The sequence below is a fragment of the Bifidobacterium biavatii DSM 23969 genome, from assembly GCF_000741165.1.
Classification (GTDB): Bacteria; Actinomycetota; Actinomycetes; order Actinomycetales; family Bifidobacteriaceae; genus Bifidobacterium; species Bifidobacterium biavatii.
In genome coordinates this window covers 26479-43468 of record NZ_JGYN01000020.1, presented here as the reverse complement: position 1 = coordinate 43468, position 16990 = coordinate 26479, and the positions used below count along the sequence as shown (strand labels likewise).

Annotated in this window: 21 protein-coding genes and 1 tRNA gene; 9 read left to right on the top strand and 13 right to left on the bottom strand. The window is 63.3% G+C overall.

What is annotated here, in order from left to right; all coding sequences use genetic code 11:
• The first annotated feature begins 40 nt into the window (after window positions 1–40).
• Window positions 41–325 carry a DUF3017 domain-containing protein gene (locus BBIA_RS07520; RefSeq protein ID WP_033492228.1) on the top strand — a complete coding sequence of 95 codons (285 nt, stop codon included), beginning with the start codon at window positions 41–43 and terminating at the stop codon, window positions 323–325.
• Here BBIA_RS07520 and BBIA_RS07515 read toward each other — a convergent pair.
• Window positions 242–1150: an aquaporin gene (locus BBIA_RS07515; RefSeq protein ID WP_033492300.1), complete on the bottom strand. Its 909-nt coding sequence runs from the start codon at window positions 1148–1150 to the stop codon at window positions 242–244. The two genes, BBIA_RS07520 and BBIA_RS07515, sit on opposite strands and share 84 nt — an antisense overlap.
• A 451-nt stretch (window positions 1151–1601) precedes the next feature.
• On the opposite strand from BBIA_RS07515, the gene BBIA_RS07510 reads away from it, so the two are divergent.
• The 4 genes from BBIA_RS07510 (at window position 1602) to BBIA_RS07495 (ending at window position 5694) form a co-directional block, all read left to right on the top strand.
• A complete protein-coding gene (locus BBIA_RS07510) occupies window positions 1602–2378 on the top strand; it encodes a pseudouridine synthase (protein ID WP_033492231.1) in 777 nt (258 codons plus the stop codon).
• Window positions 2375–4510: a bifunctional cytidylate kinase/GTPase Der gene (gene der, locus BBIA_RS07505; protein WP_033492233.1), complete on the top strand. Its 2136-nt coding sequence runs from the start codon at window positions 2375–2377 to the stop codon at window positions 4508–4510. The genes BBIA_RS07510 and der overlap by 4 nt, the downstream gene beginning before the upstream one ends.
• A gap of 403 nt (window positions 4511–4913) precedes the next feature.
• A tRNA-Pro gene (locus BBIA_RS07500) sits at window positions 4914–4987 on the top strand.
• A gap of 290 nt (window positions 4988–5277) precedes the next feature.
• Window positions 5278–5694, top strand: a complete 417-nt coding sequence (locus BBIA_RS07495) for a tautomerase family protein (protein ID WP_033492235.1) — start codon at window positions 5278–5280, stop codon at window positions 5692–5694.
• Between the two features lie 64 nt (window positions 5695–5758).
• On the opposite strand, the gene BBIA_RS14905 is transcribed toward BBIA_RS07495, so the two are convergent.
• From BBIA_RS14905 to BBIA_RS07435, 12 genes are all read right to left on the bottom strand, one after another.
• Complete coding sequence (locus BBIA_RS14905; protein ID WP_238548466.1) at window positions 5759–6514, bottom strand: hypothetical protein; 756 nt, start codon at window positions 6512–6514, stop codon at window positions 5759–5761.
• Entirely contained in the window at window positions 6511–6642 is a 132-nt protein-coding gene (locus BBIA_RS15065; protein WP_274518580.1) for a hypothetical protein, read from the bottom strand. The genes BBIA_RS14905 and BBIA_RS15065 overlap by 4 nt, the downstream gene beginning before the upstream one ends.
• Entirely contained in the window at window positions 6635–7045 is a 411-nt protein-coding gene (locus BBIA_RS14445) for a hypothetical protein (protein WP_033492239.1), read from the bottom strand. The genes BBIA_RS15065 and BBIA_RS14445 overlap by 8 nt, the downstream gene beginning before the upstream one ends.
• Complete coding sequence (locus tag BBIA_RS14440) at window positions 7042–7461, bottom strand: hypothetical protein (RefSeq protein WP_051923894.1); 420 nt, start codon at window positions 7459–7461, stop codon at window positions 7042–7044. Before BBIA_RS14440 ends, BBIA_RS14445 begins: the two co-directional genes overlap by 4 nt.
• Window positions 7454–9787, bottom strand: a complete 2334-nt coding sequence (locus BBIA_RS07470; protein ID WP_033492241.1) for a bifunctional DNA primase/polymerase — start codon at window positions 9785–9787, stop codon at window positions 7454–7456. Before BBIA_RS07470 ends, BBIA_RS14440 begins: the two co-directional genes overlap by 8 nt.
• A gap of 106 nt (window positions 9788–9893) precedes the next feature.
• Window positions 9894–10589: a hypothetical protein gene (locus BBIA_RS13400; RefSeq protein WP_051923893.1), complete on the bottom strand. Its 696-nt coding sequence runs from the start codon at window positions 10587–10589 to the stop codon at window positions 9894–9896.
• 9 nt (window positions 10590–10598) lie between these two features.
• Window positions 10599–11546 (bottom strand): hypothetical protein, encoded by a 948-nt coding sequence (locus BBIA_RS07460; RefSeq protein WP_081892153.1) that lies wholly within the window; start codon window positions 11544–11546, stop codon window positions 10599–10601.
• Window positions 11543–11878: a hypothetical protein gene (locus tag BBIA_RS07455; RefSeq protein ID WP_051923892.1), complete on the bottom strand. Its 336-nt coding sequence runs from the start codon at window positions 11876–11878 to the stop codon at window positions 11543–11545. The genes BBIA_RS07460 and BBIA_RS07455 overlap by 4 nt, the downstream gene beginning before the upstream one ends.
• A 151-nt stretch (window positions 11879–12029) precedes the next feature.
• Window positions 12030–12437, bottom strand: coding sequence for a hypothetical protein (locus BBIA_RS14900; protein WP_033492243.1), 408 nt, complete (start codon window positions 12435–12437; stop codon window positions 12030–12032).
• A gap of 164 nt (window positions 12438–12601) precedes the next feature.
• Entirely contained in the window at window positions 12602–13021 is a 420-nt protein-coding gene (locus tag BBIA_RS07445; RefSeq protein WP_033492245.1) for a helix-turn-helix transcriptional regulator, read from the bottom strand.
• A 22-nt stretch (window positions 13022–13043) separates the two neighbouring features.
• Window positions 13044–13394, bottom strand: a complete 351-nt coding sequence (locus BBIA_RS07440; protein ID WP_033492256.1) for a hypothetical protein — start codon at window positions 13392–13394, stop codon at window positions 13044–13046.
• A complete protein-coding gene (locus tag BBIA_RS07435) occupies window positions 13372–13722 on the bottom strand; it encodes a helix-turn-helix domain-containing protein (RefSeq protein WP_033492258.1) in 351 nt (116 codons plus the stop codon). Before BBIA_RS07435 ends, BBIA_RS07440 begins: the two co-directional genes overlap by 23 nt.
• A gap of 110 nt (window positions 13723–13832) precedes the next feature.
• Between BBIA_RS07435 and BBIA_RS07430 the strand changes: the two genes are divergently transcribed.
• The 4 genes from BBIA_RS07430 (at window position 13833) to BBIA_RS07420 (ending at window position 16916) form a co-directional block, all read left to right on the top strand.
• A complete protein-coding gene (locus BBIA_RS07430) occupies window positions 13833–14372 on the top strand; it encodes a hypothetical protein (protein ID WP_033492259.1) in 540 nt (179 codons plus the stop codon).
• Between the two features lie 5 nt (window positions 14373–14377).
• Window positions 14378–15712: a tyrosine-type recombinase/integrase gene (locus BBIA_RS13845; RefSeq protein ID WP_081892151.1), complete on the top strand. Its 1335-nt coding sequence runs from the start codon at window positions 14378–14380 to the stop codon at window positions 15710–15712.
• Window positions 15713–15746: 34 nt separating this feature from the next.
• A complete protein-coding gene (locus BBIA_RS13840; protein ID WP_238548465.1) occupies window positions 15747–16181 on the top strand; it encodes a hypothetical protein in 435 nt (144 codons plus the stop codon).
• A 264-nt stretch (window positions 16182–16445) separates the two neighbouring features.
• Window positions 16446–16916: an HNH endonuclease gene (locus BBIA_RS07420; RefSeq protein ID WP_338010486.1), complete on the top strand. Its 471-nt coding sequence runs from the start codon at window positions 16446–16448 to the stop codon at window positions 16914–16916.
• Window positions 16917–16990 lie beyond the last annotated feature (74 nt).

Sequence of the window (16990 nt, the reverse complement as noted above, 5' to 3'; positions counted from 1 at the left end):
GTCATCCCAGGTTCGGCAAATCCGAGAAAGGCAGTGCATCATGCATGATCATCCGTTCGTCTCCGAAGCGCACGAAGGCAAGCCATGGTTTGAATGGCTTGTCGGCGCCGTCGTGGCGGTGTCGGTGATCGTTGCCGCCCTCGGATACACGATGGCCGCAACCGTGATCATCGCGGTTGCGGCCATCGTCACCGGGCTGCTGCGTCTCGTGCTGCGCGAACGCAGCCCTTGGAAAGTGCGCTCAGTCGCGTTCGATTCCTTCATCGGCATCGCGTTGGGCGTCGGCCTGCTCGCCAGCTACCTCGCCATACGCATGCTGATCTGAACGATCGTCGTTCACATCGGCTGCATCTTCAACGGTCGCGTCGTGTTCCGACGCGACCGTTTTTCCATGCTTGGCCGACTTCGCCATCTGAGCGGCGATCATGACCAGCGACACGACCGCCGCGGCCAGCACAGGGCACACCCAGAACACCCACAGTTGACCAAGCGGTTCAGCGGTCAGACCCTGTCCTTGGGCGAACAGCGCGATGCCGGTGGCACGGGCCGGATTGAGCGAGGCGCCCGTGATCGGGTAGGTGATCGCCGCACCGACGCCGTACGCAACGCCCATCAACAGTGCGTAATCACGGGGACGACGATCATCATCCTTCGCAGCGAACAGGCGCATTGCGGTGCCGACGATGATCAGCGACGCAACGACCTCGACGGCAATGGCCATCGTGACGCCGAAGCTGATGCCCACGGAATTCACCGTCGAATACGAAACAGAACCTTCGGCGTAGCCGTTCACCGCCGGCGTCAGCCACACCTTCTCCGCGATCGAGCTGGACGTGGGCAGCAGGAATCGCAGCAGCGCTCCCGCGCCGATGGCTCCGACGACCTGGGCGACTACGTACGCAACGGCGTCAACCACCGGAGTACGGGACACCAGCACGGCGGCGATCGTCACCGCGGGATTCAGCTGCACGTCGGACACGCCGGCCAGTAGTGTCGTCACGCCGGCATACGCCAACGCCGTGCCCACGGCGACGAACGCCATGTTCGCGCCGTAGATGGACGTGCCGAATGATCCAATCGCATACAACGCGAAGCAAACCAAAAACGAGCCGACCAATTCAGCCAACGTACGCATGACCAGCGGAGACATCGTCGCTGCCGGCGCGACCGATGCGGTTCCGGCCGAGGCCTCACTGTCCTGAACGGGCCATGCCGTGTCGTTTGCAGACGGTTCCTCGTGAACGTCCTGTGCTTCAAAAGCAGTCATAATACCAATCCTCTGTAAATACTGTCGTCGCGGGACCGGCCCGCCGGACGACTGTCATAGTACCAGCATCGTCTGTGCCAGCCATGGCGAACGAACGGTACGCGAGCACGGCTCCGGTACCAACGGGGAGCGAACCGCAGCAATCGACGTTTGGGGCCGGCACTGATTCGACGGATGGAGAGACAACGATCGCAACACGGGCGGGAGCAATTCAGACCAGGGGAGCCGTTATCATAACCATGTCCATCATGCAACCCGATGTTCGCATGATGTCGCAATCAGGAATAATCAGTAACGCGCGTACGCAAGTACGCAAGGCCACGTTGGGAGAACGATGCCAAACGCATATTCCCGCGCCGAGAAGGCGCATGCCCATGATGATCGCAACGCCGTCCGTCTGCAGAAGATCCTTGCACAGGCCGGTTTCGGATCCCGCCGCAAATGCGAAGAAATGATCACCGACGGACGTGTCGAAGTCGATGGCGAACTGGTCACCGAACTCGGCACCCGCGTCGATCTCGAACACCAGCAGGTGCGTGTCGACGGTTCGCGCGTACGCATCAACCCGAACCACGTCACCCTGGCGCTCAACAAGCCCAAGCGCGTGCTCAGCGCGATGGAGGACCCGAAGGGCCGATACACGCTGCGCGACATCGTCGGCGACAAGTACGAGCGCATCTTCCACATGGGCCGTCTGGACTACGATTCGGAAGGCCTCATCCTCATGACGAACGACGGCGAACTCAGTCAGCACGTCATGCACCCCAAGTACGAAGTCGAAAAAGTCTACATCGCCACGCTCGAAGGCAAGCTCAGCGGTACCGTGTGCCGTCGTCTCGTCACCACCGGCGTGCAGCTCGACGACGGCTGGATCAAGCTCGACCACTGCGCGATCATCGACTCGAACCGCGACACCACGATCGTCAAGGTCGTGCTGCACTCGGGCAAAAACCGCATCGTACGCCGCATCTTCGGCTCGATCGGTTTCCCGGTCAAGCGCCTCGTGCGTACGCAGATCGGTCCGATCAAGCTCGGCGAGATCAAGCCCGGCTCCTACCGCGTGCTGTCGCAGACCGAAGTCCGCTCCCTGTCGAAGGCGGTGGGACTGTGATCCGCGTCGCCATCGACGGCCCCGCCGGCGTGGGCAAGTCCTCCACGTCCAAGGCGCTGGCCAAGTATTTCGGATTCGCCTACCTCGACACGGGTGCCATGTACCGCGCGTGCGCGTGGTGGTGCCTGCACCGCGGCATCGACCTTGACGCGGAAACGGTCGACGAGCGTCTCGTCACCGAAACCGTGGGCGAATTCTTCACCGACGATCATTTCGACATTTCCGTCGATCCGGACGACGCACGTGTGTTCGCCGACGGCGAGGACATCAGCGACGCGATCCGTTCGTCCGAAGTCTCGTCCCACGTGTCGAAGGTCTCCGGCATCGTCCCGGTACGCCACGTGCTCGTGGCCGCCCAGCGCGCGTTCATCATGCGTGAATCCGCAGTTGATTCGTTCTCCGAGGGACGCGGCATCGTCGCCGAGGGACGTGACATCACCACGGTCGTCGCCCCCGACGCCGAGGTGCGCGTGCTGCTCACCGCCCGGGAGGAAGTGCGACAGGCCCGACGGACCGGACAGGCCGTTGCGGCGGGCGCGGTCGGTTCCGACGATGTTGCGGCGCGCGACAAGGCCGATTCGAAGGTCACTAGCTTCATGACCGCCGCGGACGGCGTCACCACGCTCGACAATTCGGATCTCGACTTCGAGCAGACGCTTGATGTGCTCATCGGCATGGTCGAGGACGCGATCGAAGAGCAGGAGTACGAGCAGTATGTCGCCAACCTCGACGATTACGATCTCGATGAGGCGGACGAAGCGCTCGTCTCCCGCCGCGGACCCGCCACAGCCAGCCAGGGCAACGGTCCCAAGCAGGTCGGCGTGCTCGCCGTGATCGGACGTCCGAACGTCGGTAAGTCCACGCTCGTCAACCGCATTCTCGGCCGTCGCGCCGCCGTCGTCGAAGACACGCCCGGAGTCACGCGTGACCGCGTCAGCTACGACGCGGAATGGGCAGGCACCGATTTCAAACTCGTCGACACCGGCGGCTGGGAGGCCGACGTCGAAGGCATCGACTCGGCGATCGCGTCGCAGGCGCAGATTGCCATGCAGCTGTCGGATGCGGTCATATTCGTCGTGGACGGATCGGTCGGCCTGACCGATACGGACGAGCGCATCGTCAAACTGCTGCGCGCATCCGGCAAGCCCGTCACGCTCGCCGTGAACAAGATCGACGACGGCGCCAGCGAATACATGGCCGCCGAATTCTGGAAGCTCGGCCTCGGCGAACCGTACTCCATCTCCGCCATGCACGGTAGGGGAGTGGGCGACCTGCTCGACGTCGCGATCGACTCGCTGAAGAAGGCGGAGAAGACGTCCGGCTTCCTTACGCCGACCAATCTGCGTCGCGTCGCGCTCGTCGGACGTCCGAACGTCGGCAAGTCGTCGCTGCTCAATCAGCTTGCGCACGAGGAACGCACGGTCGTCAATGATCTGGCCGGCACCACGCGCGACCCGGTCGACGAGATCGTGCGCGTGGACGGCGAAGACTGGCTGTTCATCGACACAGCCGGCATCAAGCGCCGTCTGCACAAGCTGTCCGGCGCGGAATACTATTCGTCGCTGCGCACGCAGGCCGCGATCGAACGTTCGGAACTTGCCCTGGTGCTGTTCGACGCGTCGCAGCCGATCTCCGACCAGGATCTCAAGGTGATGAGCTCCGCCGTGGACGCGGGCCGCGCGATCGTGCTCGTGTTCAACAAGTGGGATCTCATGGACGAGTTCGACCGCCAGCGCATGGAGCGTTTGTGGAAGACCGAGTTCGAACGCGTCACCTGGGCGACCCGCGTGAACCTGTCCGCCAAGACTGGTTGGCACACGAACCGTCTGGCACGCGCCATGCGCGAGGCGCTCGACTCGTGGGACAAGCGCATTCCCACGGGCAAGCTCAACGCGTTCCTCGGCCAAATCCAGGCCGCGCATCCGCACCCGCTGCGCGGCGGCAAGCAGCCCCGCATCCTGTTCGCCACTCAGGCGTCCACGCGTCCGCCGCGGTTCGTGATCTTCGCCACCGGTTTCCTTGAGCACGGCTACCGCCGATTCATCGAACGTTCGCTGCGCGAGGAATTCGGCTTCGAAGGCTCGCCGATCCAGATTTCGGTGAACATCCGCGAGAAGAAAAAGCGCAAGTAGCCCGTGGAAGCTCGTGGGATGAGTGGAGCGCGGTCGTGCCGACGCTTTTTGTGCCGATGATCCCCGCTCATCGTCTAGCAACAGCTGACCGGTGATCGCCGTGTCGCATACGCGTTGTTCCAAAGGAACACGCCGTGTGCGACACGGCGATTTTGCCTTTTCTTCGACGTATGGTAGTTTATCTACTCGGTGCTTCGCGCCGATCGGACCATAGCGCAGTTTGGTAGCGCACTTGACTGGGGGTCAAGGGGTTACTCAGTCCAGCTGAGTAGCACCTGACCTGAGGGCTTGTGCTGACTGGGCTAAGGGCCGACGGCGCGCAACGCATAATTGAAGATGGACACAACTGGACACAATGTAATACGAAACCTCGTACCCAGATTGCTCTCTTTGTGTCGGTCATCGGACCATAGCGCAGTTTGGTAGCGCACTTGACTGGGGGTCAAGGGGTCGCGGGTTCAAATCCCGCTGGTCCGACGATTTAGCCCGGAATTTCAACGATTCCGGGCTTTTTTGTATCCTGCGACACGCCGTGTTTTTATCCGATTGGACACAACTACGGACACAATTCGGGACACAACGGAACACGCCCCTACCCCGACACGCCTCATATGGCAGGCGTGTCGTCTCGCGGCAACGCCGCCCGCGTTTATCCGACGCGAACCCTACCCCACAATTTCTTCACACGGTTTTTGTCGAGGGGTACCGTCGCGACCTTCTCCGTATAATCCACAGGGAACGAGATCCCCCTACCGAAGGAGACGGTCATGCCGTACATCAGGGCCCGCATCGCGGGCGACGAATCATCGCAAACGGCCGCACGGGTCGCGCAGCTGCTCACCGATCTGGCTGTAGACACGCTCGGCAAGCAGCGCGACGTGGTGTCCGTGGACGTGGACTTCGCAAACCCCGCCCACTGGTTCGTCGGCGGCGAGTCCGCCGAACAATGGCATGAGGCCACGTTCTACGTGGAGATCAAGATCACCGAGGGCACCAACACGAAGAACGACAAGGCCCTGTTCGTCAAGTGCACGTTCGACGGCATGAAGGCCATCCTCGGCGAAGTGTCCGAGGCCAGCTACGTCGTGGTGCAGGACGTACGACCCGACTCATGGGGCTTCGGCGGCCTTACGCAGGAATACCGGTACATCGCTGGCAAGATCAGCGCCGAGGTCGGCGACTGACCGACACGCGAAAAACGCCACGTCCCCGCTCTCCCATCGTGGAGAACGGGGCCGTCTCGTCGTTTCAGCCGGCTCTTCGACGCAGCAACGGCACGATGCCGCTGAGCGTGACGTGGCCGTGTTGGTCGGGCGTGAGGCGTTTCTGGTGGATCCATGTGCGGATGGTCGCGGCGGGCAAGCGGATGCCGGCCTTGGCGCATTCACGGCTCAGCTGTTTCGGGGTGCCCTTCTTCTCGGATTCGGCGAGCTTGTCGAGCAGCCGGTCGGCCACGTAGGTGCGGTTCACCTGCGCGCCGCAGGAACGGCATTCGCCCATGTGAGCGCGCGGTGCTCCCCAGACGACGCCGTGCTTGCAGAACGGGCACGCGCCGAACGCCACCCGAGTGGCCGGCGGATCCACCATGCGGTTCACCCTGCCGGCCATATCCACGACGTCACGCCACCATTCGCGTGCGTCCGATGCCGCGAGCAGTGGCTCGTCGCCCTTGAGGATGCCTCGCACGAGTTCGGGCACGCTGGCCGTTCGTCTCGCGGCCGGCGGGTAGCCACATTGGAGTGCCGCGAGCCGTACCAGTTCCTCCACTTGGCAGTAGAGTTCCCACGCCTGTTCGCGTATCAGCAGCGGCGCGTGCGCCGACCTGCTGCGCACGCCGGTGTGGTCGTTGCCTCCGGTGCCGGCTTGGCGTGTGGTGATCAGCAGCAGGGCTGGCGTATCCACGGCTATCGACTTCAACGCCTCGCGGAACTTCCGGGCGCACGAGGCGCATATGTTGAGCCGACCCGCATGGTTGCCGTCGTGGTTCGCGCAGTATCGGGTCATGGCCGCACCCCTTTCACGTTGCCGAGGTGTTGGTGGAGCTGGACGCGGCTGCCGGTGTCCCAACCGCATGAGCACCACCAGTGGAACCGGCCGTCGTACTCGGTGACGATGAGATGCGGTTCACTCATGGTCGTTCACCTCGATCTTGTCGGCGTAGCGGATGTGTTCCTGCATGAGGCTCAGGCTGGTGAAGTCGTGGCCGCACGAGCAGATGAACACCTTGCCTTGCTTGGCGGTGTCCACGAGACGATGGGTCATCAACGGGCGGGGCGCTTGGAAGGATGCTACGGGCATGATGATGGCTTTCTCTTCGAGATGGTTGAGGAACTGCTGGGGGCTGCGGGTCTTGTAGCCGCACGTGCATTCGCGCGTCTCGCCGGCCGCGGTGCCGAACCCGCTCGTCACGGCGGGCTGACGGAGGAACTGGATGGCGGCCGGGTAGACGCGGCGCAGCCGGTGGTGCGTGGTCTCCGGCACGGGGATGACGCGCGGCCGGGGCTTGGCGTGGCGTTTGGGGTGGATGATGTTCATAATGGTCGCCTCCAAAGTCGGGTGAACAGTCGGACCTCTTCGTCCGACAAGCGGATATTCGGGTTCCAGCGTTCCGCCGCCCGCCGTCTGGGTGGTTTGAACGGCTTCACGCTGATCGGAATCCGGTGGCACTGGTGGATGGCGAGGTATTCGCCATCCGGGTCGATGCCGCGGGCTCCGCACGGATCCTGCAGTGAGAACAATCCGCCGGCGCCGTGCCGGATGATGCGGGTGAACCCGCGCTTGAGGATGATGGCCGTCGCAAGATCATGGGCGTCGAGGATGCCGGGGTCGTATTTCTCCCATACGGAACCCTGTTCGTCCACGGCCACCCATTCGCGGCACCCCTCGCACTTCCTCGCCTTCAGCCGGCCGGCGCACAGGTGTTTGAGCCACGGTGGTTTGCGTCTAGGCATGACCACCTCCGTTCAGCTGCCGGGTGACGCTGCGCCAGATGGTCTCCAGCTCGTTGTCCTTCAATCCGCTGGCGTGGCCGCGTTGGTAGAGGTCGTCGCGGATCCGCGAGGCGTTGTCGGGATGATTCGCCAACCGCCCGTACGCCCACCGGTGAAGCGTGTCATTGCGCGATCCGGGAGCCACCGGGGTCATGTCGGGCTCGTTCCTGACGCTCTTGCCGGCCATGCGCGTCGAACGGTAACGCGTGCGCATCATCACCGGCCTCGCCCCATCGGGCTTCACAGTCGTGGGAGTTTCGCCTTCCACGTAGCCGTGCGCCTTCAACCACGAGACCATTCCGGCCGGCATCACGGGCGGCTCGCCGTCGGGCATATCCAGCAGCCTGTACGTTCCGCCATCGTCCAGCACGCTGCCGGCGCCGATGACGTACCCCTTGCCCTCGCAACGGATGTCAACCGGCGCGCCCGTCAAGTGCACGCCGTTCTTCAACCGGCCCTTCAGCTCGCCGGGAATCAGGTAGTAGGCGTGCACGCTCGTCAACCCGTGGCGCTCGCCGGTGGGCGTGGACACCAAGTAGGTGCGCGGGAACGCGTCGCTCCCATACGCGCCGATCTCGCGGCTGAACACGTCCCAGCCGGTGGGAGCATCCTGCAGAACGTTGCCGTTCCTGTCCTTCGCCACGTCGAGGTCGATGACCGCCATGCCGTCGGCGGGGATGACCGCGTACGCGCTGCCGCCGTTGGGAACCGGCGTGGAGCCGGCGGGCAGATCCTTCACCTTCTGCCAGTCGTAGGATTTCTTCCCGTCCGACACGGTGGCGTAGTTGACCGGATAGCCGAGCTCGTCCGGCGTGACCGTCATATCGCCCTCGATGGGCTGCGGCGGCGCCGCTACGGTTTCCTCTACGGCCTGGCTGATGTCATGCTCGCTCTTGGCCCGGTAGACCGCGAATACCTTCTCGTCCGCCACCACCAGCACGCGGGCGACCTTGCCGTCGATGCGCTTGCACGTGGACTCCAAACCGAGCTTGGTCACGCTGTTGCGGTGCGTGGCCGAACTCGCGTAATAGGGGTTGTCGCCGCTGACCGCGTAGCCGACCGTGATGATCTGGTCCACGATCCACTGCTCATGCTCGGTCAGGTCGTCGCCCGAACCGATCGCCACATCGTCCCACGGCTTGTCGGACTGCTCCCACAGGCGGCATGAGGCCATGAGGAACGGCACCGCCCCGTGCTTCGCGCGGAACGCCAAGAGGTCCTTGAACTCGTGTTCGGCGCGGTTGTCCCTCATACGGACGAACACGCGGCGCCGTTTCAGCGCCTCGGTGTTCGCCATGATGACGGGGTTGTTCGACGCGATGATGAACGTGGCCTTGTTGCGGAAGCTGACCGTGTTCTCCTGGATGCGCCGGGCGGCCATAGTGTCGCCAGTGCCGATCTTCTTCAACAGGGTGGCCTGTTCCAACGTGATGATGTCCGCGTCCTCGTCGTACGCCCACAGGGCGCCGATGAGCTTGAGCATCTCCTGATCGGTCGCGAACCCTCCGGCGCCCTTCGCGCCGCCCAGCAGGGTCTTCGCGTTCACCGCCGCCGACAATCCGGGGAACGACTTGTTCAGCGCGCCCAGAAGGATGCCCTTGCCGTTGCCTCCGCCGCCGTAGAGCACGTAGAAGAGGTGCTTGTATGCCTCCAGAAGTGGTGTGGCGAACATGCGGCCGAGGTTCTGCGCGCTGTGCTCGTCGGCGGTCACGAACCGAAGGTACCGGCCGGCCTCGGCCACGAGCGCTTCGTCGTAGTCCTCGCCGAGGCTGATCTCGAACGGGTCCGTGAACATCGGGTCGCCGGGCAGCACGCGGCGCACATGCCCGTCGATGCGGTAGAACGCCATGTTCGCGAACTTCACCCCATGCCTCACGCGTCCCTTGAGCTTGGAGCACTCGACGCGCATCTGCACGTTCCACGGCAGATACACCTTGCCCGCGCCCTTGACGTGGTACTCGTCCTCGATGCTGCCGATCGCGTGCCACGAATCCAAGAGCCGGTTCGCGCCGCTCTCGTCCACGTCGCGCACGTAGATGGTGCGCCCGTCCTCGCCGAGCAGCATGGAGCCGTTGCGGAAGTCCCACAGGGCCTTCGCATACCCGTCGTCGAAGTACTCGCGGTTGTTGTTCATCTCGTTGCGCGGCACGGTGACGCTCTGGCCGAGACGGTCGAAGAACGTGTGCTTCCAATCGTCCTCGGTCACTCTCATGCCCATGAGCACGCGTGCCACGTGGCTGGGGCCGTTCGGGATGACGGAACACTGGTGCGTGTAGGGGACGTTCACTGCTTGCCTCCCTTCATTGGGCGGTAATGGAAACGGGTTGGCAGTGCCCGCCGCGTCTGTCGCATACGCGGCGACCGCTTGGCTACGGTACGGGCAGGACCGGGAATCAGAACTCGGGTTCGAGCGCGGATTCGACCTGGCCGACGGTCAGTCCGAGGAATCCGGCGATCTCCGAGGCGCTGCGTCCGGTGGCGGCGAGCTGGCGGATCTGCTGCTCGTTCACCTGCGGCTGAGCCGGCGCGAACACCGGCTGCTGCGGTTGGGCGGGAGCGGGCTGCTGGAACGCGGCCGGCTGCGGTGCCGGCGCGGGTTCCTGCATGACGTCGGCGAGCTGGGCGGCGTTGGGCTGGAGCTCGTAGCTGTAGAGCTTGGGCGGGTTCCAGCCACGCTTCTTGGCCTCGCCGTTCGCGCTGTACGTGACGGTGAACCGGTCGCCGATGTGCGGCATATCCCGCATGGCCTTGCGGCTGGCGTTGCGCAGCGTGCCGATGTTCTTGCCCTTGACGTACACCGCGCGCACGCCGTCATCACCGGGAATCGTGGGGTCGCGCTGCTCGGTGGCGATATGCACGACGATCTGCATCATGGGATGCCCGTTGTCGAAGAACTTCGGCGCCCCGGTGTCGATGTCGTGCTGCTGCTGGGCCTCGATGCTCCTGACGATGCCCGAAGCTGAAGTGCCGATGGGATCGTCCTTGCCGATCGCCGACGGCGTGCCGCCGGACATGACCTGTGCGAGCGACGGCAGCGGATCCGTGGACTGGGCGAAGCCGGATGCGGCCGTGGGTTGTGCTGCGAACATGTGGTTCTCCTAACTGTTCTCTTGTTCGGTGTTCTCGATGACGTCGCGTTGCGGGTAGCGGGCCTCGATGAGCGGCGTGAGCTTCGCCCACCGTTCCGGCGCTTCCGCCGGTGGCTTGGCGAGTTCGGGGATGGCGTTCGACCGGTCGACCGTCCATGTGCCGCAGTCGAAGCAATGGCCCGTGGACTTGGGCAGCGAGCGGATCCATGCGTCACGTGCTTGGATGCCGTCGGATTGCTCGATGACGTCCATGAACGTGACCATGAGCTGCGCGCGGGTCAACGCCCATAGGCCGGGCTTCGGGTCGAAACGCATCTGCACCGGCAGCGTGTCCTTGAGACTCAGACCATTGCGGGGCAGGAAGTAGATGCACATGCGCTCCACCTGCTCGCCCTCGTGCTCCAGACCGATGCCGTAGAGACTGGCCTGGCACAGGTAGGTTTGGGAGGGGCCGTGCGCTTTGACCGTCTTCAACGTGGTGGAGCCCACGATCTTCCAGTCAGCGGTGCACTTGTTCTCACGGTCGTACAGGTCGATGGATCCGTGCACGTCATACCCTCCGGCGAGCCCGTGGATGCTGCCGACCGTCACTCGCTTCTCGGTCTCGAAACGGCGATGCCTCACGTCGGGGTCGAAGCCCTGCTTGTTGAGACCGTCAAACGTCTTCTCGAAACGCTGGTGCACGCAGGTGCCGATGAACGGCAGCCATGCCGCAGCCTTGTCCTGCTTCCACCCGGCGAGCTTCGCGCCGAGACAGCGCAGGCAGTCGGTGCCGAGCTCGCTGGGGCCGACCTCGCGTTGCAGCGAGCGCGGCGCGGTGGCGATGTCGGTCTCGATGATCTCGCGGATCTCCGGCCACAACGTCGGTTCCTCGCGAAGCCCCCGATATGCGCCGTCGTCGGGTTTCGGCGCGGGCGGGGTGCCGTTGAGGACGGCGAGCACGTCGGCGGCGCTCATTTGACCACGACTCCCGGCTTGTCCCTTTTGAGCAGTGGTGCGACTGCCAGTTCGCCGAGTTCCTTGCGGGCCTTGGCGAGGTTGGGCTTCACGTCGTAGAACGTGGGATGCGTGGCCGCGGGGTATTTGGCCTCGAACGCCTTCGCGTCGATGCGTTGGCTGCCGGCCTTGACCTGCACTTTGAGGTCGCCGGCCTCGTAGGTGCCGGCCGGCCATGCCTCGATGATCTCGTTCTTGATGCCGTCGATCTCGGTCTTGCGGGCGTCGATCTCGGCTTGCAGGTCGATGATGCGCCGGGCCTGTTCGGCGAGCGCCGTGTACTTGTCGGTCATGGCTGGTTCCTTTCCTCGGTGATGATGGGGACCACTCCGGTGGAGTGGGAGCGTCTGTCGTGGCGGTGTTCCCGGCAGAGTCGGTAGGCGGTGTCGGCGTCGGTGGGCTTGTTCAATGGGCCGCAGGTGCGGCAGCGCGGCAAGTAGCGTCTCATTCGGCTTCCCTTGACGGGTCGGGGCCGAGCGGAAGCCCGTCGTTGAGGATGAGGGCGAACGTGGCGAGGGTCATCATCACGAGCTGCCGGCCTTGGCCTTCGCGGGTGGTGATGCCGATGCCGGGGCGTTTCTGCACGACCACGCCGAACAGGGCGTCGTCGTTGCCGCGTTCCGTTTCCGCTTCGTTGAGGTGCTTGCTCACGTTCATCTTCGACGTGTTCTTGCATTCGACGACGACGCGGTGGCCTTGGTAGCGGATGCCGCTCAGGTCGCCGCGGTCGTTGACGCCGTTGGGGCGTCGCCGTTCGATGGTGTCGGTATTGAGCGCCCAGTTGAGGTATTCGGCCGTCTTGGTCTCCATCAGGGCGCCGGCCTGGCGGGCCGTCCGTAGGGTCCTCGTCATCGCGGGCCTCCTTCCGTTTGGGTTGCGGGCGGTTCTTGGGCTGGCGTTCCTGATACGCCTTCATCTGGGCGAGACGCTTGGCCCGGTTGCGTTCGTAGTGGTCGCGGGCGTATGCGCGCTCGCGCTCGCGGATGTCGGGATCGAGGCGTCAGACGCGTTGCCGTTCACGGGCGCGTTCCTTGCGTTCCTCCGGTGTCATGCCGGTTTTCGGGGCCGGTGGGTGCGCTTGTACCGGTGTCAGTCCGGCGCGGCACGCGGCGATGAACTCGTCGTCGCTGGTCTCGTCGTCGTAGACGAAGGTCTTCCGGGTCCTCATGGCGTGTTCCCTCGCGGGCTTCGCCGGCCGACTGGTAGATGTTCTCGCTGAGGCATCTGACGATCTCCTCCTTCGGGTAGTGGACGGTGCGGCCGATTTTGACGAACCGTGGCCCGATGCCCATCGACCGCCATCGGGCGAGGGTGCCGACCTTGATGCCGCTGCATTGGGCGACTTCGATGGGCGTGTTCATCGGCTTGAGGTTCGCGGTGAGTTCCGCGAGGGGTTCCGTGGCGTCGGCGGCGTTGCCGGTGTCGTTGCTGGTCATGGGCGTCCTTGCCTTGGCCGGCCTAGGCGAACGTTCCGGTATGTGGACGCGTGTCGTCATTGCTTCCGCAATCGATATGCGTTGCAAGCGCAGAAGCCGCGGTGAGCACGAGCACATCGCCGTACATGCTCAGGATCATGCCGGCGAGCGCCATCTCGGTCTCGCTGCTGTCGAGTTCGGCCGTGACCCTGACCTCTCGTTCTCCTACGGCTACGGTGCCGAAGTCGCGCGGTTCGTCGCCTTCGCGGTGTGCGGTGACGTGCACGAGGATGGGGCGTTCGTCGTTCTCCACGGCGTCGTGAAGCGCGAGCATGCTTTGGATATGCGCCGTCTTCGAGAGTACGGTGGGGTTAGCGAGAGAGGTGGGATCCATGATGGTTTCCTTTCTTGATTCGAGTTGACGGTTGGGGCCTGTTGGTTTTGGGGCGGTTATCGGTCGGCTTGGGTTCGATGGCCCTGCGGCCTACGACTTCTATCGCCTCCGCGATGAGGGCAAGCGGATCACAGCCGGCTTCGGCGGCGATCACGAAGAACGTCTTGAGACTGACGTCGCCGGATTCGAGCCGGTTCTTCACGGTGTTGCGGTCGATGTGCATGACTTTCGCCAACGAGGTCATCGTCATCCCCTTGGTCATGGCGACCTTGATGTGAAGGCTGTGGGTTACTTCGGCTGCGAGCTCCGTTGCTTTTGCGTTGTTCATGGAATATGTTTACCAGCTTTCATGTTGTGTACGCAATGGGATTGTAGTCTTTTTGTGGCGTATGCTAAAGAAATTTAGCGTTTGCGGCGTTTCTCTGTTAAGGTTGTTGCATGGGAAATTCAAACTATATAGAACAGTTCATAGAGAGCATCCTCGGTTCTGACTACATGGGACCGGTGGATTCAACCCCGGCTGGATTTGCCTCACATGCTGTCCTGCAGCGCATGGTCAAGCACTTCGGCCACGGGTACACGGCAGTCGAGCGTGCCACTGATGGAGAGGTCAAGTACAACCGCGTACGCGACATCTGCATCGGCCAGAAGGCCCCGGCCAAGGTATCCGAGGTCATCGCGATGGCCAGGGCGTGCAGTCAGGAGCCGTTGGAGATCTTCTACCGGATAACCGGTCTGGAGAACAGGTCGCGGAACCTGTGGAAGGCGGAAGAGCCGGGTGACGACGTGCTGAACGAGTGGATGCGCCACTTCGAGCGGTACACGCTCTTCGACGAAAACGAACGCAGGGAATACGGCCTCGCGCCAGTACGCGACGACATCATCCGGGAACTCTCCGGCGACGACGTGGTGGTCGGCACATATGGCCGGGACGGCAAGACCTACGCGTTCACCGCGCGAATACGAATGGAAGGATAAACCACATGGCAAGGGTCATCATCGACGACCGTTGGCTTAAGGACTCCGCCGACGGCACCCCTCCCAGCACGGCGGCCGCACGTGCACTGGCAAGCGCCCGCGACCCCTTCAAGGCGAAGGTGCCGGAGAAATGGCGTTCCAGCCGCTATGGCGTCGGCAAACGCTGGCGCGTCCGGTGGCTCGTCATCGACGATGAAGGCGTCAGGCGCCAGAAAAGCAAGATGTTCGACCTGCTGACCGACGCCGAAGAGTTCGCCGCAGCCCTTGAGGACGATGTGCGACGCGGCCGCTACATCGACCCCGACGGCGGCGACAAGCTGTTCTCCAAGGTCGCCGAATCATGGGAGGAAACCAAGATCGACGTGAAGGACAGCACACTGCTGCGGTACAAGCGCGAGCTGCGCGTCTACATCCTACCCATGTGGGGCAAGAAGATGCTACGCGAAATCACGCGCGGAGACCTACAACGATGGGTCAAGGGACTTGCCGTGGGCAACTATCCCGCCAAGCTGCCCGGCAAGCGTCAGCCGAAGCCGCTGGCCGCACGCACCATCCGCAACATCGTCAAGGTCGTCATGGCCGGAATCCTCGACCACGCCGTAGAGAACAAATGGATCCTCGACAACCCGGCGCGCGCCGTCAAGGTTCCCAAGGCCTTCGTCAAGGACGACGACATGGTGTTCCTCGCCATCAAGGAGGTGGAAGCGCTCGCCAATGCCGCCGCATCCGTCGGCCGTGACGTTGACGGACTGCTCGTCCGCTTCCAGGCGGCCGTAGGCACCCGCATCAACGAGGCGCTGGCATTGCAGGTGCAGGACCTCAACCTCAAGAAGGGCACCGCAAGAATCCGCCGCACATGGACGCGCAACCTTGACGGCAAGATGGAACTCGGCACCCCGAAGAACGGCGAGGCCCGAACCGTCGCCATACCCGACTTCCTGATCCCGCTGCTCGAACAGCAGATTGCCGGTTGCGCGAAGGACGACTACGTGTTCCGCGCCCCTCGCGGCGGCGCCATCGATGACGGCAACTGGCGTACCCGCGTCTGGACCAAGGCCATCAAGGCCCTCGGCATGGAAGACGAAGGCGTAACCATCCACTCGCTGCGCCACACGTACGCGAGCATCGCCATCGCCAACGGAGCCGACGTCAAGACCCTCCAGAAACAACTCGGCCACGCCACCGCCACCATGACCCTCGACACCTACGCCGCCCTATGGCCCGACCGACTCGACAACGTGGCACACGCCGTCAGTCAGGCATGGGAAAGCCACAAGACCAAGGCGAAGGATAAGACCGAGGTCAAGAAGGACCCCAAGGAATACGAACAGGCGGCATAACGCCTACAATTCCAAAGCAAGGAAAGGAATGGTCATGGAAGACCACATCAGGATGTGCCGGTTCGTTCAGAACGGCGAACCGACCATGGGTGAATACATCGAGGAAGCGGACGGCACCGGCATCTGCCGAATCAGCGAACTCGACGGTTCGGAAAGCACGGACATCGTCGTCTCCTACCCGGACGGCACCATGCCCGACGGCATCGGCGACCTCGAAATCTTCAACGTCTCCATGCAGATCAGTGACGGAGCGGAAGGCGCCTACCATATGCCCATCGAGATACAGGAATCACTCGGCACGCCTCATCCTCGACGAATACGAAATGGGCGTGCTCGACGAGAAGGAAGCCGGCGACGCTCTCTTCGACCACCTCTTCGGAGAAGGCCGCAAGAAGATCAACGCCGAATGGAGCGCCAAAGGCTACATCTGACCGAAACGCCACAACCCGAATACGCCGTTACACCCTAAACCGTTGGAACCGCAACGTTCCCACACAGGGTGTAACGGCGTAACACGTATAACGGCATCGATACACCCCACACCAACATCACGCCCCATAGGAATACCCGTTACACCCGTTACGGCGTTACAGAAGAAGAGGAAACCAAGACGAACGGCGGGATTCACAGCGAAACGGATACTGCAAACCATCCGATACACCCCGTTACAAGACCGGCCGCAATATCTAGTACCACGCTACGCCGGTTGTGAAAAACGCTAAACGCAGGAAAAATGATAGTGTTGCCAATCACTCGAAGCACGAGAGGCAACCCCAGACTTACGACCCCACAAAGGTCATTCACCCCCACGGGCTTTCCTCCTTTCACCGTGGGGGTTCCTCATATCCACAACCCCACACATCGGAGATCCATGGGCAAGCCACGAGGCAACCCCCGGTACGCCAACGGCGCTCGCCGGCGGGCCATACGCAGACGCGTCCTCGCCGCCTACGACACATGCCACATCTGCGGCAAACCCGTTGACAAGACATTGCCCGCACGGGATCCGTGGAGCGCCGAGGTGGACGAGCTGCTGCCGGTATCCAAAGGCGGAAGTCCGTACGAGTTCAGGAACTGCAAGCTGGCACATCGCGCATGCAACGAGCTGAGAAGCAACAAGAGCATCGAATGGGCAAGACAAGCCGTGCGAGGAGACGCCGGCATCAAAGCGACTTCAGTGCCGTTCCGCACCTCGACATGGTGACGCCGCTGCCCGGCCTATGGGGTAGGTACCCTGCCGGCCAACGCCGGGCGCACCCCAGTGTCATAGCGCCGCGC